Source organism: Sideroxyarcus emersonii (genome assembly GCF_021654335.1).
Classification (GTDB): domain Bacteria; phylum Pseudomonadota; class Gammaproteobacteria; order Burkholderiales; family Gallionellaceae; genus Sideroxyarcus; species Sideroxyarcus emersonii.
The window spans coordinates 18,964-41,126 of sequence record NZ_AP023423.1 but is presented as its reverse complement, the minus strand read 5'-3'; the positions used below and the strand labels follow the sequence as shown (position 1 = coordinate 41,126).

The following is a 22,163-nucleotide window of genomic DNA, read 5'->3' as shown; positions in this document are numbered from 1 at the left end:
CTTACGCCGCTCACTGACTCTGAGGGGACTATGCGAAAATAGTTCCGGTAATTTGATAATTTTCAGGAATAACCATGCAAACACTCGGACAATATCCATACAAACGCATGCGCCGGATGCGCCGCGACGTGTTCTCTCGTGACCTGATGCGAGAGCATATACTCACTCCGGCGGACTTCATCTATCCCGTTTTCGTGCTGGAAGGCAACAACAAGGTCGAAGATGTGAAATCAATGCCGGGGGTGCAGCGCAAGACCCTCGATCTGCTGCTCAAGGAAGCCGAACAATGCGTGAAGCTGGGCGTGCCCGTGATGGCGATCTTCCCGGTGATCGATGCACCGCTGAAAAGCCTCGATGCACGCGAAGCCTATAATCCGGATGGACTGGTGCCGCGCGTGGTCGCCGCCCTGAAGAAGAATTTTCCCGAACTCGGTGTGATGACCGATGTTGCGCTCGATCCCTATACCACGCACGGTCAGGATGGTCTGATCGACAACAGCGGCTATGTCCTGAATGACGAAACGGTAGCAGTGCTGGCCAGACAAGCCCAATGCCATGCCGCAGCCGGTGCCGACATCGTCGCCCCTTCCGACATGATGGACGGGCGCATCGGCTCAGTGCGCGCGGCACTGGATGAGCACAACCGCATCTACACCCGCATCATGGCCTATTCCGCCAAATACGCCTCCAGCTTTTATGGGCCGTTCCGCGATGCCGTCGGCTCCAGCGGCAACCTGGGCAAGGGCAACAAATACACCTACCAGATGGATCCGGCCAACTCCGACGAAGCGTTATGGGAGGTCGGCCTCGATCTGCAGGAAGGTGCCGACATGGTCATGGTCAAACCCGGCATGCCCTACCTCGATATCGTTCGTCGCGTTAAAGACGAATTCAAGGCACCAACTTTCGTCTATCAGGTGAGCGGCGAATACGCCATGCTCAAGGCTGCTGCGCAGAACGGCTGGCTGAACGAGGAAGCATGCGTGCTGGAAGCATTGCTGGCATTCAAGCGTGCCGGTGCCGACGGCATCCTGACCTATTTCGCGCTGGACGCGGCGCGCTGGCTGAAGGGATAGGAACGCAACACCGGATCGATTCGCCACCCTGAAGGCGGCAAGGCCTTCAGGGTTGACACGATCCGCCAAAACACAGAAACTTCGTCCGGTGCCGATTTGAGTTCAGCTTGCGGGGCACGTTAAACATACCAGCTAAAGCGAGAAGACCCGCTCTAGCCACCAAGCTGTGCGGGTTTTTCTTTGGAGTCCCTTTGAACGCTTCAGTTGGCATCGTCAGCGCACAGCGCGCCATTTTCGACACGCCTCTCACTTTCAGGAGCGGCGCGGTGCTGCCGCACTATGAATTGATGTACGAGACCTATGGCACCCTGAACGCCGACAAGTCGAATGCCATCCTGATCTGCCACGCGTTATCCGGTCACCACCATGTGGCCGGCCATTATGCGGACGATGCCAGGAATGTCGGCTGGTGGGACAACATGGTGGGGCCGGGCAAACCCATCGACACGAACCGGTTCTTTGTCGTCGGCCTGAACAACCTGGGCGGCTGTCATGGCTCCACCGGCCCCTCCAGCAAAGACCCGCGCACCGGCAAACCCTATGGTGCAAGCTTTCCGGTGGTGACCGTGGAAGACTGGGTGGAAACGCAGGCGCGCCTCGCCGACCATCTTGGCATACGCTGCTTCGCCGCCGTGGTCGGCGGCAGCCTGGGCGGCATGCAGGCCATGCAGTGGGCGCTGGCCTATCCCGATCGCGTGCGGCATGTGCTGGCCATCGCCACCGCCCCGCATCTCACTGCCCAGAACATCGCCTTCAACGACGTGGCGCGCAGTGCCATCCTGACCGACCCGGATTTCCACGGCGGCGATTTCTACCAGCACGGCGTGGTACCGACGCGCGGCCTGCGCCTGGCGCGCATGCTGGGCCACATCACCTATCTCTCCGACGATGCGATGGCGGACAAGTTCGGACGCGAACTGCGCCATGGCAAGCTGAACTTCAGCTACGACATCGAATTCCAGATCGAGTCCTATTTGCGTTACCAGGGCGACAAGTTCGCAGCCTATTTCGACGCCAATACCTACCTGCTGATGACCAAGGCACTGGATTATTTCGACCCGGCGCGCGAGCTCGACGGCGACCTGAACCGCGCATTCGCTGCCGCCAGGGCGAAGTTCCTCGTCGTTTCGTTCACCACCGACTGGCGCTTCTCGCCGCAGCGTTCGCGCGAGATCGTGCACGCCCTGCTGCACAACAAGCTGGACGTGAGCTATGCCGAAATCTCTTCCCAGCACGGCCATGACTCGTTCCTGATGCAGGATGAGCAGTATTTCGCCGTGATGCGCAATTACCTGGATCGCGTGGCAGCAGAAGGGACCTCGCCATGAATTCGTCCATCATCCTGTCGCGGCCCGATTTCGCCGCCATCGCCGCCTGGATACCGCAGGGCTCCTCGGTACTCGATCTCGGCTGCGGCGACGGCAGCCTGCTGCGCTACCTGCGCGAAACCCGTGCCGTGCGCGGCTACGGCGTGGAGATCAGCGACGCCAACATCGCCGCCTGCATCGTCAATAACGTGAATGTGATCCAGAGCGATCTCGAATCCGGCATCGCGGATTTCGAAGATGGATCCTTCGATTTCGTCATCCTGTCGCAAACGCTGCAGGCGACCCACCATACCGAAGCGCTGATGAACGAGATCGTGCGCGTCGGCCACGAAGGCATCGTCAGCTTTCCCAATTTCGGCTACTGGAAAAATCGCCTGCAGGTCCTGCGCGGCAACATGCCGGTCTCGGACGAATTGCCATACCAGTGGTACGACACGCCGAACGTGCACCTGTGCACGCTGAACGATTTCGAGATCCTCTGCGCTCACCTGCAGATACGCATCCTCGGGCGGCATGTGATGGCCGATGGTCGCGACGTGCATGTATTGCCCAGCCTGCGCGGCACTACCGCCGTCTATCGCTTCCGGCGCGATGCCTGATCCATGACGGTCTGGGAGCAGCTTTTCACCAAACGCATGCTCATCTGCGTGTTCACGGGCTTTTCTTCCGGCCTGCCGCTGTTCCTGCTGTTCAACCTGGTTCCTGCCTGGCTGCGCAGCGAGCAGGTCGACCTCAAGACCATCGGCCTGTTCGCGCTGATCCAGTTCCCCTACACCTGGAAATTCGTCTGGTCGCCGCTGCTGGACCGCTTTGTCCTTCCGGCACTGGGGCGCCGCCGCGGCTGGATGCTGCTGTCCCAGGCCGGCCTGTTGCTGGTGATCGCCATGCTCGGCGGCTTCTCTCCGCAAACCGGGATGTCCTCCATCGTGCTGTTCTGCACCCTGCTTGCCTTCCTCTCCGCCACCCAGGACATCGCGCTCGACGCCTATCGGCGCGAACTGCTGAGCGACAGCGAACTGGGGCTGGGCAACGCTATCCACGTCAACGCCTACCGCATCGCGGGACTGGTACCCGGTTCGCTGTCGCTCATCCTGGCTGACCACATGGCGTGGAACTGGGTGTTCATCGTCACCGCGCTGTTCATGCTGCCCGGCATGGCGATGACGCTGATAGTGAGCGAGCCGCACCGCGCGTCGCCGCCCAAGACGCTGCGCGAAGCCGTGGTCGAGCCGTTCCATGAATTCATCACGCGCCAGGGCTGGAAGAGCGCGCTGCTGATCCTCGCCTTCCTGCTGTTCTACAAACTCGGCGACAGCATGTGCACCGCGCTGGCCACGCCGTTTTACCTCGACATGGGTTTCTCCAAATCCGACATCGGCCTCATCGCCAAGAACGCCGGGCTGTGGCCCTCCATCGTCGGCGGTTTGCTCGGCGGCTTGTGGATGATCAGGATCGGCATCAACCGCGCGTTGTGGCTGTTCGGCGTGGTGCAGATCGTCTCCATCTTCGGCTTCGCCTGGCTGGCCTCGGTCGGCCATCACGCCGAGATCACCGCGATCGAGCGCACCCAGCTGGCGCTGGTCATCGGCCTGGAAGCATTGGGCGTCGGGCTAGGCACCGTGGCTTACGTCGCCTTCATGGCGCATACCACCCACCCGGCCTATACCGCCACCCAGCTTGCACTGTTCACCAGCCTGATGGCGATGCCGCGCACCTTCGCCAATGCGGCGACGGGGTGGCTGGTGGAGACGATGGGATGGACGAACTTCTTTTTCTTGTGTGCAGTGCTGGCGGTGCCGGGGATGTTGTTGTTGCTTAAGGTTGCGCCGTGGAGACAGATGCCACAGAATGACTTCTGAATCTTCCACATAACTGTTTCGCTCATGACCATCGACCAAATCATCGCACTTTCTGCCAGTGTTGGTGCATTTCTAGCTGCCATAGCAACGTTCTTGACTGTTCGTCAAATGGTTCAGCAAAGAGTTGCCTCCTATCGACCCGAACTTGTAATTTCCCGAACACACTTCGAAGGTTCTCAGGATCCCGTCATACCATCTCATTGGGTTCCAAAGCTAAGCACTCAAGCAGCGGGGGAAGGATTTCCATTTTTTTCGATGCCTCTAGTTAATGTTGGCCTTGGCACTGCAAAGAATTTGTTAATCAGGTGGTCATTTCCTATCGAAGAGATGGTCGCTCAAGTAAATCAGCTCGCTCAGCGAACATTAACCCCGGTTTATTTTGATTTGGAAAATGGAGTGCTGACTATCAAATCAGATACTCTTGGCAACGGTGCCTCAATATGGAGAAATCAACAGGAAGAATCGCTGGACTATTTACTGCCCGTATCTATTCAAAAGGATTCCAGTGTCATAAGGTTGCCATTAGTATTTGTCCAGCTCTGTTCCGCTCTCTTGTATCTCGCTGCAAAAGACAAAGACAGAGCAGATTTCCCAGTCACCCCCATTTTAAGCGCTCAAATTGATTTTCTTGATATTGGGGGAAAGCGCCACTCGACAAACTATGACATTTCGCTTCAAATTGTCATGTTTGGCGGCGATGGAAAGTTTTTTCACGGCTACTTGGAATCAAATAAGCGCTCCTAACAGTACATCAAGTGAAGCGTGCGGGTGTGGGCGCGAAGTGCCCACACGGTGTGGTCTCTGATTTTGCTTTTCCTTCCCCTGTGCGCCGCCGAGTAGCGGAGAACAGTCAGGGGTAGTCGGCGAGGACTGTCTGAGCGCGTAGCGCGAGTTCCGCAGCCGCCTGACTGTTCGAGCAACGCAGGGAACCCATGCAGTGGGCGGCAAACCGGGGGCGCCCTCTTTTGGTTACTTTTCTCGGCAAGACGAGAAAAGTGACTAGCTGTCGGGCTACCCCCGACTGTATTGGTTTTGAAAGAAGAGAACATGCAACGAGCGTTCCCCCACCCTAACCCTCCCCCGGAGGGAGAGGGAACTGTTGGAGGCTCCGCTTGCTCAGGCCCGACGAACTAACTGCCCATCCTGCACCTTCCCCAACACCACCTGCGCACAAACCGCCCCGATCAATGCCATCAACATATCCGTCTGCGTATCCCATGGATCGCCCTGCGTGCCGAGGAAGGCATCCGCGCCTTGCCCCATCGTCACGGCGGCTGCCCACTCGATGAGTTCGTAACAGGCACTGACGGCAAGGCAGCTGGCGGTGACCAGCGTGAACAGCAGTTTGCCGCGTTGCAACGGCGAGCTGCGCAGCAGCAGTTCGCGGAACAGCAGAGCCGGCACGAAGCCCTGCGCGAAGTGGCCGATCTTGTCGTAGTCGTTGCGCAGGAAGCCGAACCAGTGCTCCATCCAGTATCCCAGCGGCACTTCGGCATAGGTGTAGTGCCCGCCGACCATCAGGATCAGCGCATGCAGGAACAACAGACGATAGACCAGCGGCGTTAAGGTGTAACGCTTATAGGTGGCAACGAAGATGGGCACGGCGATGAAAATGGGCGCCGTCTCCATCCACCAGGTCAGGTAGTCGTGCGGGTGGATGGCGGTGATCGCGAGCAGGATGCTGCCGGCGATCAGGAGCAGCGATGGTTCGTTGGCTGTTTTCATTTTGTTCCTTGCAATACCGGTTTGCGCACCGGTTCAAGTCATTGCTAAACTGGCCGCATGGATGAGCGCAAGATCAAACGTCTGGCGGTAATGTTGCTGGTGGCTATCGTCGTCATCATGATAGCCAAATACCTGCTGACCCAGACCATCACCTCGCTGGGCACTGCCTCCCGGGAGAAGAAGCGCGCCGTTGCCGAACGGCAGGTGCCCGCTTCCGAGCCCGTTGCGGCCGGGGCGGCCGAGCTCGTTCCCGCAAGTACGGCGACCAGCGACGCTGCCCCGGCCGGCCCACCGTCCGACACTCCCGCCCGCTAGGCCAGATCCTTCTCGTAATCCACCATCAGCGGTGCATGGTCGCTGAAGCGCTGCTCCTTGTAGATGCCCGTCGTGACGGCCTTCGCGGCGATGCCGGGGGTGGCGATCTGGTAGTCGATGCGCCAGCCGACATCCTTGGCCCAGGCCTGGCCGCGGTTCGACCACCAGGTATACGCTTCCAGTTCGGGATGCAGCTTGCGGAACACGTCGACGAAACCGACTTCGTCGAACAGCTCGGTGAGCCAAGCGCGCTCTTCCGGCAGGAAGCCGGAGTTCTTCTTGTTGCCGCGCCAGTTCTTCAGGTCCTTCTCGGTATGGGCGATGTTCCAGTCGCCGCAGACGATGACGTCGCGGCCACTGTGCCGAAGTTCCACAAGATGCGGCATGAAGGCTTCCAGAAATTTGAACTTCACGGCCTGTCTCTCTTCACCGCTGGAACCGGAGGGCAGGTACAGCGACACCACGCTGAGATTGCCGAACTGCGCCTCGATGTAGCGTCCTTCGGCATCGAATTCGGGGATGCCCAGACCGACGATGACGTTGTCCGGCTTGCGCCTGGAGTAGATGCCGACGCCGCTGTAGCCCTTCTTCTCGGCATAGTGGAAATAGCCGTGGTAGCCGAACGGGGCGAGCATGTCGGAGGTCATGTCGTCGGCCTGGGCCTTGAGTTCCTGTACGCACAGAATGTCGGCATCCTGCTTGCCGAACCATTCCAGCAGGCCTTTGTTGTAAGCCGAACGGATCCCGTTCAGGTTTAGGGTGATGATGCGCATGAAGTCTCTCGCTGGATAAGTCCGCGCATTATAATGGCGGCTCTGTTCAATCCAACTGCAAAGCTATCCATGCACGCTTACCGCCAGGATTTCATCCGCTTCGCCGTCGCGCAGAACGTGTTGCGCTTCGGCGAGTTCCAGACCAAGGCCGGACGTCTTTCGCCCTATTTCTTCAATTCCGGCCTGTTCCAGGACGGCGCTGCGCTGCGCGAGCTGTGCCAGTTCTACGCACAAGCCATCCTGGCCTCCAACGTCGAGTTCGACATGCTGTTCGGCCCTGCTTATAAGGGCATTCCGCTCGTAGCGGGCACTTCCATCGCGCTGGCCGAGCAGGGGCGCAACGTGCCGTATTGCTTCAACCGCAAGGAAGCGAAAGACCACGGCGAGGGCGGAACCACCGTGGGGGCAAAGCTGCAGGGCAGGGTGCTGATCATCGACGATGTCATCTCGGCCGGGACTTCGGTGCGCGAATCGATCGAACTGATCCGCGCGTCCGGCGCCACCCCTTGCGGCGTGGTGATCGCGCTGGACCGCATGGAACGCGGGCAGGGCGAATTGTCGGCGGTGCAGGAAGTGCGGCGCGATTTCGGCCTGCCGGTCATTTCCATCGCCGCGCTGGACGATCTGCTCGACTATTTGCAGGGGCAAGCCCAGTTGGTGCAGAATCTGCACGCGGTCCAATCCTATCGCGACCGTTACGGAGTGAAAGAATGAAAAAATCCAGTCTGCTTGCCGTTTCCGCCCTGTGCATCGTCTTCAGCCTCAATGCGGAAGCCAAGCTGTATAAATGGGTGGACAAGGACGGTACCACGCATTACGGCGAGACCATTCCTCCGGAGTACGCGGATCGGGATACCAAGGAGCTCGATCATGGGCGGGTGACCGACCGCAGCGAAACCTTCGACGACAAGCTCAAGTCATCCAAGCAGGAATCGGTGGTTGACAAGGCGGCCATCGAAGCCAGCCGCCACGACCAGGCGTTGCTGAACAGCTACAGCAACGAGAAGGAGATCGACCTTGCGCGCGACCGCAACCTGTTGCAGATCGAGGCGCGCCTGAACAGTTACACCACCATGCTCAAATCCGCCCAGTCCACGCTGGATGGGTTGCATCAGGAAGCCGACAGCCGGACCAAGAAGGGCTGGAAGATCCCGCAATCGTTGACCGACGACCTGGCTGCTGCCGAAGTGCGCGTCGCCGACCTGCAGAAAAACATCGATGTGAACCAGAAGGAAATGGATGCCGTAAAAGCGCGTTACGAAGCCGACAAGCAGCGCTATCGCGAGCTCAAGGGTTTGTCCGGCGGCAGTTCCGGCACCGGCAAGTAATCACAGCGCGGCAAACGCGCGCCGCGCTGCATCGTAACGCAGCAACTCTCCGCGTTCGATATCGAAGTACCAGCCGTGCAGGATGAGCTGTCCTGCCTCGACGCGTTCCCGCACCCAGGAGAAGGTCATCAGGTTATCCAGCGAGACCAGGATGGCGCGCTGTTCGCAGGCGCGCGTCTGCTCTTCCAGTGTGGCGTTGGGCATCTCTGCCATCACGCTGCTGCGGGCGCTTTCCACCAGGCACATCCAGTCGTCGATGAACGAATTGGGATCGCTCACCCCGCCGTTCCGGACCAGGGCGCCGATGCCGCCGCAGTGTGCATGCCCGAACACGATGATGTGGCCGACACCCAAGGTGCGCACGCCGTATTCGATGGCCGCGGTGGTTCCGTGATGCCCGGCGCGGCTTTCGAGCGGCGGGACGAGGTTGGCAACGTTGCGGACGACGAACAGGTCACCCGGCTCGCAATCCAGCACCAGCGCAGGGTCCACCCGCGAATCGCAGCATGCAACGACCAGCGTCTTGGGCGTCTGGCCTTTGGCAACCAGCTGCTGGTAAAAGCTGTCGTTGCGCTCGAAATGCCGTTCCCGAAAACGCCGGAAGCCCTCGATCAGTTTGCTCGGGATCGTATTCATGCACCGGTCAGCAGGCGTTGTGCTTCGCGGTATTTGTCCGCGGTCTTTTGCAGCACGTCCGCGGGGACCTGCGGTGCGGGCGGTTGCTTGTTCCAGCCGGAGGATTCCAGCCAGTCGCGCACGAACTGCTTGTCGAAGCTCGGAGGATTGCTGCCGACCTTGTACTGGTCGGCTGGCCAGAAGCGCGAGGAATCGGGCGTCAGCGCCTCGTCGATCAGATACAGCTTGCCTGCGGCATCGGTACCGAATTCGAACTTGGTGTCGGCGATGATGATGCCCTTGGTCAACGCGTAGTCCGCCGCCTGGGTATACAGCGCCAGGGTGGCATTCTTCACCTGTTCGGCCATCTCCGCACCCAGCAGCTTCCTGGCTTCCTCGAACGAGATGTTCTCGTCGTGTTCGCCTACCGCAGCCTTGGTCGAAGGTGTGAACAAGGGTTGCGGCAGCTTCTGCGCTTCCTGCAATCCCGCCGGCAACTGGATGCCGCACACGGCGCCGGTCTTCTTGTAGTCCTTCCAGCCGGAACCCACCAGGTAGCCACGGACGATCGCTTCGATCGGCAGGGGCTTGAGCTTCTTGGTGACAAAGGCGCGACCGCGCACTTGCGCTTTTTCCGCCTCGGTCTTCACCACCGACTCCGGATCGATGCCGGACAGGTGGTTGGGGATGACATGGGCCAGTTTCTTGAACCAGAAATTCGACACCGCGGTCAACACCTCGCCCTTGCCGGGGATCGGCGTAGGCAGGATCACATCGAATGCGGAAAGTCGATCGGTCTGCACGATCAGCAAATGATCGGCGTCGACTTCATACAGGTCGCGAACTTTGCCGCGATGCAGGAATTTCAGGCTGGTCAGATTGGATTCGTGTAGTACGCTCATTTTCAGCTCAACGTAGGTAATGTGGTTGCGGCGATCTGTTCGGCTTGCTTCTTGCGATAGTCGGCCAGTTTCTGCGCGATCTGTCCGTCTTGCGCTGCCAGCATGGAGACAGCGAACAATCCGGCGTTCGCCGCGCCCGCTTCGCCGATGGCGAAGGTGGCGACCGGTATCCCTTTCGGCATCTGTACGATGGACAACAGCGAGTCCATCCCTTTCAGGTATTTCGAAGGAATGGGCACGCCCAGCACCGGCAGCGTGGTCTTGCCGGCGATCACGCCGGCCAGGTGTGCCGCACCGCCGGCGCCGGCGATGAAGCATTGCACGCCTTGCGCGCTCATGTCCTTGATGTAGTCGAACAGCAGATCGGGCGAGCGATGCGCCGAGATCACGCGCGCATCGAAAGCCACGCCAAAGTCCTGCAATGCGCGTGCGGCCTGCTGCATGATTTCCCAGTCATTCGCACTGCCCATCACAATCGAAACCAGGGGTTTGCCCATCATATTTCCTTTGCTCGCGCAGCAGCGGCGCCATATCCGTTGCCGGTGGCGCCGCCCGGCATTTACATGCCCTTGTGGTAGCCCACCACGCGTTCGACTTCGTTCTTCGAACCCAGGATCACCGGCACGCGCTGGTGCAGGCCGGTCGGCTGGATTTCCATGATGCGCTGGCGGCCGGTAGAGCTGGCGCCGCCTGCCTGCTCGACGATGAACGACATCGGGTTGGCTTCGTACATCAGGCGCAGCTTGCCGGGCTTGGTCGGATCCTTGGTATCGAACGGATACATGAAGATGCCGCCGCGGGTCAGAATGCGGTGCACTTCCGCAACCATGGAGGCAACCCAGCGCATGTTGAAGTTCTTCTCGCGGCCGCCGTCCTTGCCCTTCACGCACTCCTCGACGTAGCGCTGCACCGGCTTTTCCCAGAAACGCTGGTTGGACATGTTGATGGCGAACTCCGCCGTATCGGCCGGGATGGTCATGTTCGGGTGGGTCAGGAAGAAATCGCCCACATCGCGGTCCAGCGTGAAGCCGTTCACGCCGTGGCCGGTGGTCAGCACGATCATGGTATTCGGGCCATACAGCGCATAACCGGCGCAGATCTGCTTGGTGCCCGGCTGCATGAAATCGGCTGCGGTCGGGTTGGTCACGCCTTCCGGGCAACGCAGGATGGAGAAGATGGTGCCGACGGAGATGTTCACGTCGATGTTGGAGGAACCGTCCAGCGGGTCGAAGGTGATCAGGTACTTGCCCTTGGGATACTTGGCCGGGATCGGGTAGATATCGTCCATCTCTTCCGACGCCATCGCAGCCAGGTGGCCGCTCCACTCGTTGGCCTTGATGAACACTTCGTTGGTGATAACGTCCAGTTTCTTCTGCGTCTCGCCTTGCACGTTCTCGCTGCCCGCGCTACCCAGCACGCCGATCAGCGCGCCCTTGTTCACGTCATGCGCGATCTGCTTGCAGGCGGAAATCACGTCGCTCAGCAGTCCGGTGAAATCGCCGCTGGCATTGGGTATCTGGCGCTGTTCTTCGATGATGAACTGGATCAAACTCTTGCTCATTACTGCTCTCCTCTGATTGAATTTTCAACTTGCCGATTTTACAGGTTTTGCGCAGCGCGCTCTACGGCTATTTGGTCAAGGAAATGAACAGCTCCGGCAATTTCTCCGGCAGCTGCGCCACCTTGTCGATGATGGTGTATTGCCTGCCGAAGATATCCGCCACATATTCATCGGCTTTGGGGTCAAGATTGATGCAGTAGCTGTAAATTCCCTGCTGGTCCAATTCCTTGACAGCTTGTCGGGTATCGGCGATCAGCAGCTCGCCGTCCTTGCTATCCACGTCCGCGGGCTGGCCATCGGTGAGGATCAGCATGAGTTTCTTGTCCGCCTGCTGCTTTTCGAGGTAATGCGCGGCGTGCCGCATCGCTGCGCCCATGCGCGTGGAATAGCTTGCCTCCATTGCCGCCAGGCGGCTCTTCACCGTGTCGTCCCACTTCTCGCTGTAGCCCTTAATGTGCAGGAAGCGCACGTCGTGCCGCGTATTGGAATGGAAGCCGGCAATGGCGAACGGGTCTCCGAGCTTTTCCACCGCCCAGCCCAGCAACGACACCGCCTCCTGGCTCAATTCCAGGATCGTCTGGTCGCTGCCCGCTGCTTGCTCGTTCAGCGATTCCGACAGATCGAGCAACAGCATCACCGCGATGCTGCGCCCGTCGTTACGGTGGCTCATGTTGATGCGCGGATCGGGCTGCGCGCCGCTCTTGTAGTCGATGAGCGAGCGGATCGCCACATCCAGGTCGAGCTCGCTGCCTTCTTCCTGGTAGCGGATGCGCACCTTGTCCTGCGGTTTCAGCAGGTCGAGCATCTTCTTCAGGCGCTTGGCCAACCCTGCGTGCTTTTCGAGCAGGCGATCGATGTCTGCGGGATTCCCTTGCGGATGCAATCCCTCATAGACGCTGACCCAGTCGGGACGATAGCTCTGATTATGGTAGTCCCATTCGTGGTAGTGGCGCGGCGGCAGGCCTTTGAGTTCTTCGCCAGGCTCGACCTTGCGCGGCTCGTCGAAGGCCTCTTCCTCGTCGCCTTCCTCGATGAATTTCCACATCTGGCGGTTGTCGTCGCGGTAATCGATCACCGTGTCCTTGAAATGCGTGTTGGCGAAGTTATCGCTTTTCAGGCGCGTCTTCGCGATGAAGGAAACCCCAAGGTTGGCCATTTCCTGGGTGGACGACTCGCCGCCTTCCAGCAGCGCATGGAAGCGCTGCACAAATTCGATGGTGGCGGCATTCCGGTATGCGTGTTGCGGATCGAGGATGGCCCGCGACAGCATCGCCAAGCGGTGACGCACCGTCGATTCCTTTTCCGCGTCGCACGCCTGTTCCTGGGGAACCGGGTGCAAGGCCTTGAAGATGCGGCGCAAGCCCGGAAATTCGCGCATCGCCAGGTATTCCACCCGGCTGTCTTCGAGGAATTCAGCCGCCATGCGCTGGAACGGGCTCAGGTTGTCCGCAATGATGGCGGTGGTCCAGCGCCGGTGCCCTGCGATGTGGGCCAGCGTGGCACGGTAACGATCCAGCCCGGTGACGCCCGGCACATCGTCGTACACATCGGGCAGTCGGATGCCCAGTTTGTCGTAGTAGGGAACGGGCTTGCGCAACTCGTCGTACATGCTGGAATAGGGGATCAGCATGTCGTCGTCCTGCCACAACCCGCGCAGGTACAGGCTCAGTTTGCGTTCGTTATCCACCAGCAGCGTGCCGTGCCGCTCGCGTTGCAGCACTGCGCGGCTGTCGGCCGATTGCAGGCTGAAATAGTCTTTCTGCCGCTCGGGATGATCTTCGTAATAGCGGATGCCGTAATCCACCCAGTTCCTGAGGCCAGCCAGCGACAGTTGTGCCAGCAATGCCGGGGCCTGCTTGAACAGCTCCGGCAGGCCGGGGCTGGGAAAGGTCTGGTGGATGCCGTGCACCGATCCGGTGGTGCGCTCCATCAGGTCCAGCGCGATCGCAAGGTATTCGGCCAGCAGCTCCCGCGTCTGCAAACGCCGTGCGGTCGCGGGCAGCGATTGCAGGAACGGCACGATGGCCGTGCCGTTCGGCGATTTCCACATCTTGCGGATGAACGTGATGATGTCGGGCAAAGCCTCTTCCCCGACGATGGCCGCTATTTCGGGCCACTCTTCAAGAAAGATCAGGATCGGTTCCGCGCCGCGCCCCATCCTGCCGAGAAAGCGTGCCTGTTCGATATAGGCGGTTATGCCTGAGCCGGAGAGGGTCGCCAGGGCTGCCTGCATGTGGTCGGCAAACACTTCCGCCACCCGCGGAAATCCGCAGGCGAGCTCCTTCCAGTAGGGCTGCAACTCTTCCGCTATTTCGGTCGCTTGCACGCTCATGGCATCAGGCAAAGACGGTGTCGATGGCGTGGTCCAGCGTGTCGCGGATATCCGCATCGTCGGTGATCGGGCGCACCAGTGCCATGCGGCACGCATCCTTGGCCTCGACGCCGCCCTTGATCAGGGTGGCCGCATATACCAGCAGGCGTGTGGAGATGCCCTCGTCCAGACCATGTCCCTTGAGGTTGCGCGCGGCCTGGCCGATCTTCACCAGTCGTGTGGCCAGCGCCGGATCGATATCCGCCTCCTTGCTCAATATGCCGGCTTCGACACTCGCCTCCGGATAATCGAACTCGAAGGCCGTGAAACGCTGCTTGGTCGATTGCTTCAGGTCCTTCATCAGGCTCTGGTAGCCCGGGTTGTAGGAGATCACCAGCTGGAAATCGGGGTGCGCTTCGATCAGTTCGCCCTTCTTGTCCAGCGGCAGGGTGCGGCGGTGGTCAGTCAGCGGATGGATTACCACCGTGGTGTCCTGGCGTGCCTCGACCACTTCGTCCAGGTAGCAGATCGCGCCGATGCGCGCTGCGGTGGTCAACGGACCGTCCAGCCAGCGCGTTCCGCCGGCATCGAGCAGGTATCTCCCCACCAGGTCGCTTGCGGTCATATCCTCGTTGCAAGCCACGGTGATCAGCGGCTTGTTCAGCTTCCACGCCATGTATTCGATGAAGCGCGATTTGCCGCAACCCGTCGGGCCTTTCACCATCACCGGCAGGCGCGCGGCATACGCGGCTTCATACAGCGCGACTTCGTTGCGCTGTGCCTGGTAGAACGGTTCCTTGCGGACTTTGTACTGTTCCTTGTTATCCATTGCGACTCCTTTGTTCGGCCCTATTCCGTTCAGTCTGCACGGGATCGGGTTCTGGAAAAAAACGCCCCCATCGTGTGGGGGCGCATTTTTGCTGCTTTCCTGCCGAGCTTACTTGTGTACGCCCAGCTTTTCGCGCCAGCCCGGATACAGCTTGTCCGCATCTTTGGGGAAAGACTCGAACGCACGGGCGAATTCCTTGTGCTGCTTCGCGTACTGGATCGGATCGGCGCCCGATTTCCAGCACTCGTAAGCCTGGCGCAGGGAGATCGCACCCGCTGCGGGGCTGTCGATGTGGCCGTAGGAACCGCCGCCGGCCGTGTTGATCACGTTGCCGTGGCCCAGGTTCTGGAAGAAGCCTGGCAGGCGCAGCGCGTTCATGCCGCCGGAGATGATCGGCGTGGTCGGCTTCATGCCATACCACTTCTGGAAGTAGACTGGGCCTTGGCACTCGTCGCGCTCGATCATGTAGGCGATGTTGCGGTCGTCGCCCTCGCCTTCCATCTTGCCGTAACCCATGGTGCCGACGTGGATGCCGGATGCACCTTGCAGACGGCTCATCTTCGCCAGCACAAAGGCGGTGTAGCCGCGCTTGGCCGAAGGCGAGGTCACGGCGCCGTGGCCGGCGCGGTGATAGTGCAGGTATTGGCCGGGGTACTGGCGGCGAGCGGTGGTCACCATGCCGGGGCCGCCGACGTAACCGTCGACCAGGAAAGCCAGCTTGTCCGCATCCGGACCGAACACTTCCAGCGCGTAGTCTGCGCGAGCGCACATTTCATAGTGGTCGTCGGCGGTGATGTTCATCGAGAACAGCTTGGCCTGGCCGGTTTCGTCCTGGGCACGCTTGAGTGCGTCGTATACCAGCGGCAGTACTTTCTTCAGCGGGCAGAAAGTCTGGTTGCCTTGCGGCTCGTCGTTCTTGATGAAATCGCCACCCAGCCAGAACTGGTAGGCAGCCTTGGCGAACGGCTCGGGACGCAGGCCCAGCTTCGGCTTGATGATGGTGCCGGAGATGTAGCCGCCGTCCTTGATCGGACGACCCAGGATACGCCACAGGTTGGAGATGTCGGTGGCAGGACCGTCGAACATCTGGATTGCGCGCTCTGGCATATAGAAGTCGATCATCTTGGCATGCTCGATGTCGCCCATGCCCTGGTTGTTGCCAATCGCCAGCGTCAGGAACGAGACCAGCATGAAGCGGCCATCGGTGACGTTGCGGTCGAACAGTTCCAGCGGATAGGCGATGCGCATATCTTCGGTGGCTTCGTCGATGTAGTACACCAGCGCGTCAACGCCCTTGGTGAAATCGTCGGTGGTGGAAACTTCCACGTTGGTTCCGGTGGAGGACTCGGCGGCAAAGTGCGCTGCCGCTTCCAGATATCCGTGCCCGTCCTTGGGCTTCATCTTGTAGGCGACCAGGATGTGCTTGCCACCCTTGATCAGGTCTGCTTCCTTGAGATCAAGGTTGGAATAACGATTGGACTGATCCATTTACTTCTCCTCGTTGGTATTGAATTCGTTCTCTGAAACTGCGGAGCGAACTATACCGCCGAGAATCATAAATAACAGTCAATTGTTTTTATGTGAACCATAAGTAAAGCTTATGGTATAAATCTCCCATGCTGCCTATTTCTTTGCGCCAATTGCAGGTTTTCGAATGCGTCGCCCGCCATCTGAACCATTCGCGGGCCGCGGCCGAACTGTATCTGTCACAGCCGGCAGTATCGATGCAGATCAAGCAAACCGAGCATGCAATCGGCCTGCCCTTGTTCGACCAGGTCGGCAAGAAGCTGTTTCTTACTGAGGCTGGACGGGAGTTGCTGCACCATGCCCGCTCCATATTGCAGACGATGCAGGACATGGAATCCGTGTTTGCCGAAATGAAAGGGCTGGAGCATGGTCACCTGAATATCTCCGTAGTCAGCACAGCCAACTATTTCATGCCGCAGTTGCTCGCCAAATTCATCCAGCTCCACCCCAGCATCAACGTCAGTCTTTCCGTGGCCAATCGCGACGCCGTACTCAAACAGCTGTCCGATAACGTCGCCGACCTGGCCATCATGGGACAACCGCCGGAGGGGACGGACATGGTGTCGCAGGCATTCATGCAGAACCCGCTTGTGGTCATCGCCGCGCCGGATCATCCGCTGGCGACGCAAACAAGGATCCAGCCACGCCAGCTGTCGAGTGAGACTTTTCTGTTGCGCGAGATCGGCTCCGGTACCCGCGGCGTGGTCGAGCGCTTCTTCGCCAGCCATCGCCTGCCGTTGCCTGCACATATGGAAATGGATACCAATGAAGCCATCAAGCAATCCGTCCATGCCCGCATCGGCATCGGCATCATTTCCCGCCCTGCAATCGAGCTGGAGCTGGAAACCCATCGATTGTGCATCCTCGATGTCGACGGCTTTCCCATTGTGCGCAACTGGCATATCGTGCAGCGCAGGAACAAGCGCTTGTCCACCGCGGCGAATGCATTCCTGAAGTTCCTGCTGGCCGAAGCGGAACGGCTGGCCAACCCTGCCGCTGCCAGCAGGGCTTCCCGCAGCGGAGCTTGACGACAGGTTCCGCCGAATGCGTTGGACAAACAAAAAGCGGCCCGGAGGCCGCTTTCTGTTTGAAGCGAGTTGCAGCGATTACTTGATGATCGCGTTGAGCTCACCCTTGCTGTAGCGAGTAGCCATAGAATCCAGCGAGATCGGCTTGATCTTGGCGGCCTGGCCGGCGGAACCGAACGCTTCGTAGCGTGCCTTGCAGATCGCCTTCATCGCCTTGGTCGTCTCGGCCAGGAACTTGCGCGGGTCGAAATCCTTCGGATTCTCGGCCAAGAAGCGGCGGGTGGCGCCGGTCGATGCCATGCGCAGGTCGGTATCGATGTTCACCTTGCGCACGCCATGCTTGATGCCTTCGACGATCTCTGCAACCGGCACGCCATAAGTCTGCGGCATCGCACCGCCGAACTTGTTGATGATCTCCAGCCATTCCTGCGGCACGGAAGAAGAACCATGCATCACCAGATGGGTATTGGGAATGCGCGCGTGGATTTCCTTGATGCGGCTGATCGCCAGGGTCTCGCCTGTGGGCGGCTTGGTGAACTTGTAGGCGCCATGCGAAGTGCCGATGGCGATGGCCAAGGCATCGACTTGCGTGGCCTTGACGAACGCAGCTGCCTCGTTCGGGTCGGTCAGCAACTGGTCGTGGCTCAGCTTGCCTTCAGCGCCATGGCCGTCTTCCTTTTCGCCGTGGCCGGATTCCAGGGAACCCAGACAACCCAGTTCACCTTCGACGGAAACGCCGACGGCGTGGGACATCTCCACCACCTGGCGGGTGACGTTCACGTTGTAATCGAAAGTCGACGGAGTCTTGCCGTCGGTCATCAGCGAACCGTCCATCATCACGCTGGAGAAGCCGGATTTGATGGCATTGATACAGACTGCGGGCGAGGCGCCGTGGTCCTGGTGCATGACGACGGGGATATGCGGATACATTTCCACGGCCGCTTCGATCAGGTGGCGCAAGAACGGTTCGCCGGCATATTTGCGGGCGCCTGCGGAGCCCTGCATGATCACCGGGCTGTTGCATTCGTCGGCCGCTTCCATGATCGCCTTGACCTGCTCCAGGTTGTTGACGTTGAACGCGGGCAGGCCGTAGCTGTTTTCTGCCGCGTGATCGAGTAGTTGACGTAAGGATACGAGTGCCATTTTGTTCTCCTAGATAAATTACATAAACGATTGCAGTGTTTTTATGCCTGCTTAATTCTTGCGGTGGTCGCCCACGCGCACGATCTTCATGGTATTGGTGTGGCCAGCCTTGCCTAACGCCTCACCAACGGTCATCACGATCAAATCACCATCTTCCACCATGCCCAGGCGCGACAGCTCGTCTTCCGCCTGCCGCAGGATCACGGAATGATCGTGGGTTTCGATCTTGAATGCGATCGGATGCACACCGCTGAACAGGGTGACCTTGCTCAGGGTCGCCCCCATCGGCGTCATCGCGAAAATGGGCGCGCCGGCGCTGACGCGCGACATCCACAACGCCGTCGAACCGGACTGCGTCAACGCAACGATTGCCTTCACCTTAAAGTGGGACGCCGCATACAGTGCAGACATCGCGATCGACTGGTCGATGCGCGTGAACTTGCTCTGGTCCAGGCGGCGATCCATCGCACTTTCTTCGGTCTCCTTTTCCGCGTTGAGGCAGATGCGGGCCATGGCTTCGATGGTCTCGACCGGATAATCGCCCACTGCCGTTTCCGCCGACAGCATCACTGCATCGGTTCCATCCAGTACCGCGTTCGCCACGTCGGACACTTCGGCGCGCGTGGGGATCGGATTGGTGATCATGGATTCCATCATCTGCGTGGCCGTGATGACGAGCTTGTTCCTCGCGCGCGCCATCTTGATCATCTTCTTTTGCAGGCCGGGTACCGCCGCATCGCCGACCTCGACCGCCAGATCGCCGCGCGCCACCATGATGGCATCGGATGCGTCGATGATGGAGCCGAGTACCGGGATCGCCTCGGCACGCTCGATCTTGGCTACCAGCAGGCTCTTTCCCCCGGCGGCATGCATCAGTTCGCGCGCCAGCTTCATGTCGTCCGCCGAACGCGGGAAGGATACGGCCAGGAAATCCGCCTTGATCAGCGCTGCCGTCTTGATGTCTTCCTTGTCTTTTTCGGTCAGCGCAGGAGCCGTCAATCCACCGCCCTTGCGGTTGATGCCCTTGTTGTTGGACAGGACGCCGCCGCGGACGACGATGCAATGCACCTCGGTACCTTTGACTCCCGTGACATGGAATTCCAGCATGCCGTCGTTGAGCAGCAATACCGTGCCGATATCCACGTCGTTGGGGAGTTCCTTGTAATCCAGTCCCACCCGTTCCTGGTTGCCCAGGCCGTCCAGCGATGCATCGAGAATGAACTTATCGCCCTTGTTCAGGGTGATCTTGTCGTTCTCGAATTTGCGCACGCGGATCTTTGGTCCTTGCAGGTCTGCCAGGATGCCGATGGTACGTCCCGCGGCCCTGGCGGCGGCGCGTACCTTCTCGGCACGATCCATGTGATCCTGGGCCGAGCCGTGGGAGAAGTTCATCCGTACTACATCCACTCCCGCGCGGATCATTTGTTCCAGTACCTTCTGGTCGCTGGAAGCGGGCCCCAGTGTTGCTACTATTTTTGTTCTGCGCAGCATGAGATTCCTAGTTAGTTATTGCCTGGCGCGTTGCTCCAGAATTTCAACCGCTGGCAATGTCTTGCCTTCGAGGAATTCCAGGAACGCACCGCCTGCGGTGGAGATGTAGGACACCTTGTCGTAGATGTCGTACTTCTGGATCGCCGCAATGGTGTCGCCGCCGCCGGCCAGGGTGAATGCGCTGGTTTCGGCGATAGCCTTGGCGATGGCCTTGGTGCCTTCCCCGAACTGGTCGAACTCGAATACCCCGACCGGTCCGTTCCAGACCACAGTGCCCGCCTTCATGATGATGTCGGCCAGTTCCTGTGCGGACTTGGGACCGATGTCGAAGATCATGTCGTCGTCAGCCACATCGCCGGCGTCCTTCAGCACGGCAGGTTCGTTGGCATCGAACTTCTTGCCGACCACCACATCCACCGCGATGGGGATGTTAGCGCCGCGTTGTTTCATTTTTTCGATCAGCGCCTGTGCGGTCGGGACGAGGTCGTCTTCACACAGCGACTTGCCGACATTCTTGCCGACCGCTTTCAGGAAGGTGTTGGCAATGCCGCCGCCGACCACCAGCTGTTCGCACTTCTCGGACAGCGATTCGAGCACGGTCAGCTTGGTCGACACCTTCGAACCGCCGACGATGGCGACCATCGGACGGGCCGGATTCAGCAAGGCCTTGCTCAACGCTTCCAGCTCTTCGGTAAGCAGGATGCCTGCAGCTGCAACGGGTGCGAACTTAGCCACGCCGTGCGTGGAGGCTTCTGCACGGTGCGCGGTACCGAAGGCATCCATCACGAATACGTCGCACAGGGCGGCATATTTCTTCGACAGTTCGTCGTTGCTCTTCTTCTCGCCCTTGTTGAAGCGGCAGTTCTCCAGCAGCACCAGCTCGCCTTCGGCAACGTTGAAACCGCCATCGGTCCAGTCGCGGATCAGGCGCACGGGCTTGCCCAGCTTGTTGGCGATGGTATCGGCCACCGGCTTGAGCGAGTTCTCTTCCGAGAACACGCCTTCTTCGGGGCGGCCGAGGTGGGATGTCACCATCACTTTTGCACCGGCTTTCAGCGCGGCATTGATGGTGGCCATGGATGCGGTGATACGTGCATCGGAGGTGACCTTGCCGTCTTTGACGGGCACATTGAGGTCGGAGCGGATCAGGACGCGTTTGCCCTTGAGATCCAGGTCGGTCATTTTGATAACGGACATGATTTTTTCCTTGGTTGCAGACTTAAAGCTAAAAGGGCTGGCATGCGCCAGCCCTTTATCGAAACGAATTACTTCGCAATGTGACGGACCAGACGCATCAGGTTGCAGGTGTAACCGTACTCGTTGTCATACCACGCCACCACCTTGACGAAGGTCGGATCCAGTGCGATTCCGGCATCCGCATCGAAAATCGACGGATTAACGCAGCCGCGGAAATCGGTGGAAACCACCTTATCGTTGGTGTAGCCCAGCACGCCCTTCAGCGGACCGTTCTCGGACGCTGCCTTCATCGCCTTGCAGATGTCGTCGTAGGTCGCTTCTTTGTTCAGTTCGACAGTCAGGTCAACCACGGACACATCGGAAGTGGGCACGCGGAATGCCATGCCGGTCAGCTTCTTGTTCAATGCGGGGATCACCACACCCACGGCCTTCGCTGCGCCAGTGGAGGAGGGGATGATGTTTTCCAGGATGCCGCGGCCACCGCGCCAGTCTTTATTGGACGGGCCGTCGACGGTCTTTTGTGTCGCGGTCGCTGCGTGCACAGTGGTCATCAGGCCGCGCTTGATGCCGAAAGTGTCGTTCAGCACTTTGGCAACCGGTGCCAATGCGTTGGTAGTACACGACGCTGCGGAAACGATCTTCTCGCCCTTGTAGGTGTCGTGGTTCACACCGTATACGAACATCGGGGTCGTATCCTTGCAAGGGGCAGACATCACCACCTTCTTGGCACCTGCAGCGATATGTTTCTGGCAGCTGGCGTCATCCAGGAAAAAGCCCGTGCATTCGATCACGATATCGGCACCGACTTCATTCCATTTCAGGTTGGCGGGGTCCTTTTCTGCGGTCAGGCGTATGGTCTTGCCGTTGACGACCAGATTGTTGCCGCTGACCGAAACGTCGCCCTGGAAACGTCCATGCACGGAATCGTGTTTCAGCATGTACGCCAGGTAATCCGGCTCCAGCAAGTCGTTGATGGCGACGACCTCGATTTCAGGGAAGTCTTTCGTAGCTGCACGGAACACCATGCGACCGATACGACCGAATCCATTGATACCAACTTTGATTGCCATATATATCTCCCGATCACTAATTAAAAATCTGTATTGAGCGCTGACTGTCTATTCCATGAACTGCCGCGGGACCATTCCCGGTGGT

Annotated in this window: 21 protein-coding genes and 1 pseudogene; 9 read left to right on the top strand and 13 right to left on the bottom strand. The window is 59.5% G+C overall.

Annotated elements, in window-relative coordinates; genetic code table 11:
* Positions 1–74 precede the first annotated feature (74 nt).
* The 5 genes from hemB to L6418_RS00160 all read left to right on the top strand — a co-directional run bounded on the left by hemB (position 75) and on the right by L6418_RS00160 (position 5,007).
* On the top strand, positions 75–1,076 hold the full coding sequence (hemB, locus tag L6418_RS00180; protein WP_237247467.1) for a porphobilinogen synthase: 1,002 nt from the start codon (positions 75–77) through the stop codon (positions 1,074–1,076).
* Between the two features lie 191 nt (positions 1,077–1,267).
* Complete coding sequence (locus L6418_RS00175) at positions 1,268–2,404, top strand: homoserine O-acetyltransferase (protein WP_237247466.1); 1,137 nt, start codon at positions 1,268–1,270, stop codon at positions 2,402–2,404.
* Positions 2,401–3,003, top strand: coding sequence for a methionine biosynthesis protein MetW (gene metW, locus L6418_RS00170; RefSeq protein ID WP_237247465.1), 603 nt, complete (start codon positions 2,401–2,403; stop codon positions 3,001–3,003). The genes L6418_RS00175 and metW overlap by 4 nt, the downstream gene beginning before the upstream one ends.
* A gap of 3 nt (positions 3,004–3,006) precedes the next feature.
* Positions 3,007–4,263 carry an AmpG family muropeptide MFS transporter gene (locus L6418_RS00165; protein WP_237247464.1) on the top strand — a complete coding sequence of 419 codons (1,257 nt, stop codon included), beginning with the start codon at positions 3,007–3,009 and terminating at the stop codon, positions 4,261–4,263.
* A 24-nt stretch (positions 4,264–4,287) separates the two neighbouring features.
* A complete protein-coding gene (locus L6418_RS00160) occupies positions 4,288–5,007 on the top strand; it encodes a hypothetical protein (protein ID WP_237247463.1) in 720 nt (239 codons plus the stop codon).
* Between the two features lie 372 nt (positions 5,008–5,379).
* Here the strand turns inward: L6418_RS00160 and L6418_RS00155 are convergent.
* Positions 5,380–5,958 (bottom strand): annotated as a pseudogene (locus L6418_RS00155) (DUF2238 domain-containing protein); the annotation flags it as partial.
* Between the two features lie 87 nt (positions 5,959–6,045).
* Here L6418_RS00155 and L6418_RS00150 point away from each other — a divergent pair.
* Entirely contained in the window at positions 6,046–6,303 is a 258-nt protein-coding gene (locus L6418_RS00150) for a hypothetical protein (protein ID WP_237247461.1), read from the top strand.
* Here the strand turns inward: L6418_RS00150 and L6418_RS00145 are convergent.
* Positions 6,300–7,076 (bottom strand): exodeoxyribonuclease III, encoded by a 777-nt coding sequence (locus tag L6418_RS00145; RefSeq protein ID WP_237247460.1) that lies wholly within the window; start codon positions 7,074–7,076, stop codon positions 6,300–6,302. The two genes, L6418_RS00150 and L6418_RS00145, sit on opposite strands and share 4 nt — an antisense overlap.
* 69 nt (positions 7,077–7,145) lie before the next feature.
* Here L6418_RS00145 and pyrE point away from each other — a divergent pair, with 69 nt between their 5' ends.
* Positions 7,146–7,790, top strand: coding sequence for an orotate phosphoribosyltransferase (pyrE, locus tag L6418_RS00140; RefSeq protein ID WP_237247459.1), 645 nt, complete (start codon positions 7,146–7,148; stop codon positions 7,788–7,790).
* Positions 7,787–8,404 carry a DUF4124 domain-containing protein gene (locus L6418_RS00135; protein WP_237247458.1) on the top strand — a complete coding sequence of 206 codons (618 nt, stop codon included), beginning with the start codon at positions 7,787–7,789 and terminating at the stop codon, positions 8,402–8,404. Before pyrE ends, L6418_RS00135 begins: the two co-directional genes overlap by 4 nt.
* Here L6418_RS00135 and L6418_RS00130 read toward each other — a convergent pair whose 3' ends face one another.
* The 7 genes from L6418_RS00130 to L6418_RS00100 all read right to left on the bottom strand — a co-directional run bounded on the left by L6418_RS00130 (position 8,405) and on the right by L6418_RS00100 (position 16,110).
* On the bottom strand, positions 8,405–9,040 hold the full coding sequence (locus L6418_RS00130) for a carbonic anhydrase (protein WP_237247457.1): 636 nt from the start codon (positions 9,038–9,040) through the stop codon (positions 8,405–8,407). It lies immediately after the preceding gene.
* Entirely contained in the window at positions 9,037–9,921 is an 885-nt protein-coding gene (locus L6418_RS00125) for a phosphoribosylaminoimidazolesuccinocarboxamide synthase (RefSeq protein WP_237247456.1), read from the bottom strand. The genes L6418_RS00130 and L6418_RS00125 overlap by 4 nt, the downstream gene beginning before the upstream one ends.
* A 2-nt stretch (positions 9,922–9,923) precedes the next feature.
* Positions 9,924–10,418, bottom strand: a complete 495-nt coding sequence (purE, locus tag L6418_RS00120) for a 5-(carboxyamino)imidazole ribonucleotide mutase (protein WP_237248746.1) — start codon at positions 10,416–10,418, stop codon at positions 9,924–9,926.
* A gap of 62 nt (positions 10,419–10,480) precedes the next feature.
* Entirely contained in the window at positions 10,481–11,482 is a 1,002-nt protein-coding gene (locus L6418_RS00115; protein WP_237247455.1) for a class 1 fructose-bisphosphatase, read from the bottom strand.
* 67 nt (positions 11,483–11,549) lie between these two features.
* Positions 11,550–13,814: a nitric oxide reductase activation protein NorD gene (locus L6418_RS00110; RefSeq protein WP_237247454.1), complete on the bottom strand. Its 2,265-nt coding sequence runs from the start codon at positions 13,812–13,814 to the stop codon at positions 11,550–11,552.
* A 4-nt stretch (positions 13,815–13,818) separates the two neighbouring features.
* Positions 13,819–14,622: a CbbQ/NirQ/NorQ/GpvN family protein gene (locus L6418_RS00105; protein ID WP_237247453.1), complete on the bottom strand. Its 804-nt coding sequence runs from the start codon at positions 14,620–14,622 to the stop codon at positions 13,819–13,821.
* A 108-nt stretch (positions 14,623–14,730) separates the two neighbouring features.
* Entirely contained in the window at positions 14,731–16,110 is a 1,380-nt protein-coding gene (locus L6418_RS00100; protein WP_237247452.1) for a ribulose-bisphosphate carboxylase, read from the bottom strand.
* 128 nt (positions 16,111–16,238) lie between these two features.
* On the opposite strand from L6418_RS00100, the gene L6418_RS00095 reads away from it, so the two are divergent.
* Positions 16,239–17,177 (top strand): LysR family transcriptional regulator, encoded by a 939-nt coding sequence (locus L6418_RS00095; RefSeq protein WP_237247451.1) that lies wholly within the window; start codon positions 16,239–16,241, stop codon positions 17,175–17,177.
* A gap of 78 nt (positions 17,178–17,255) precedes the next feature.
* Here L6418_RS00095 and fba read toward each other — a convergent pair whose 3' ends face one another.
* The 4 genes from fba to gap all read right to left on the bottom strand — a co-directional run bounded on the left by fba (position 17,256) and on the right by gap (position 22,078).
* The gene (gene fba / locus L6418_RS00090) at positions 17,256–18,320 is read right to left on the bottom strand and encodes a class II fructose-bisphosphate aldolase (protein WP_237247450.1); all 1,065 of its coding nucleotides are present in this window, start codon (positions 18,318–18,320) and stop codon (positions 17,256–17,258) included.
* Positions 18,321–18,371: 51 nt separating this feature from the next.
* The gene (gene pyk / locus L6418_RS00085) at positions 18,372–19,811 is read right to left on the bottom strand and encodes a pyruvate kinase (protein ID WP_237247449.1); all 1,440 of its coding nucleotides are present in this window, start codon (positions 19,809–19,811) and stop codon (positions 18,372–18,374) included.
* A 15-nt stretch (positions 19,812–19,826) separates the two neighbouring features.
* The gene (locus L6418_RS00080) at positions 19,827–21,008 is read right to left on the bottom strand and encodes a phosphoglycerate kinase (RefSeq protein ID WP_237247448.1); all 1,182 of its coding nucleotides are present in this window, start codon (positions 21,006–21,008) and stop codon (positions 19,827–19,829) included.
* 68 nt (positions 21,009–21,076) lie between these two features.
* Positions 21,077–22,078: a type I glyceraldehyde-3-phosphate dehydrogenase gene (gene gap / locus L6418_RS00075; RefSeq protein ID WP_237247447.1), complete on the bottom strand. Its 1,002-nt coding sequence runs from the start codon at positions 22,076–22,078 to the stop codon at positions 21,077–21,079.
* Between the last annotated feature and the right edge of the window lie 85 nt (positions 22,079–22,163).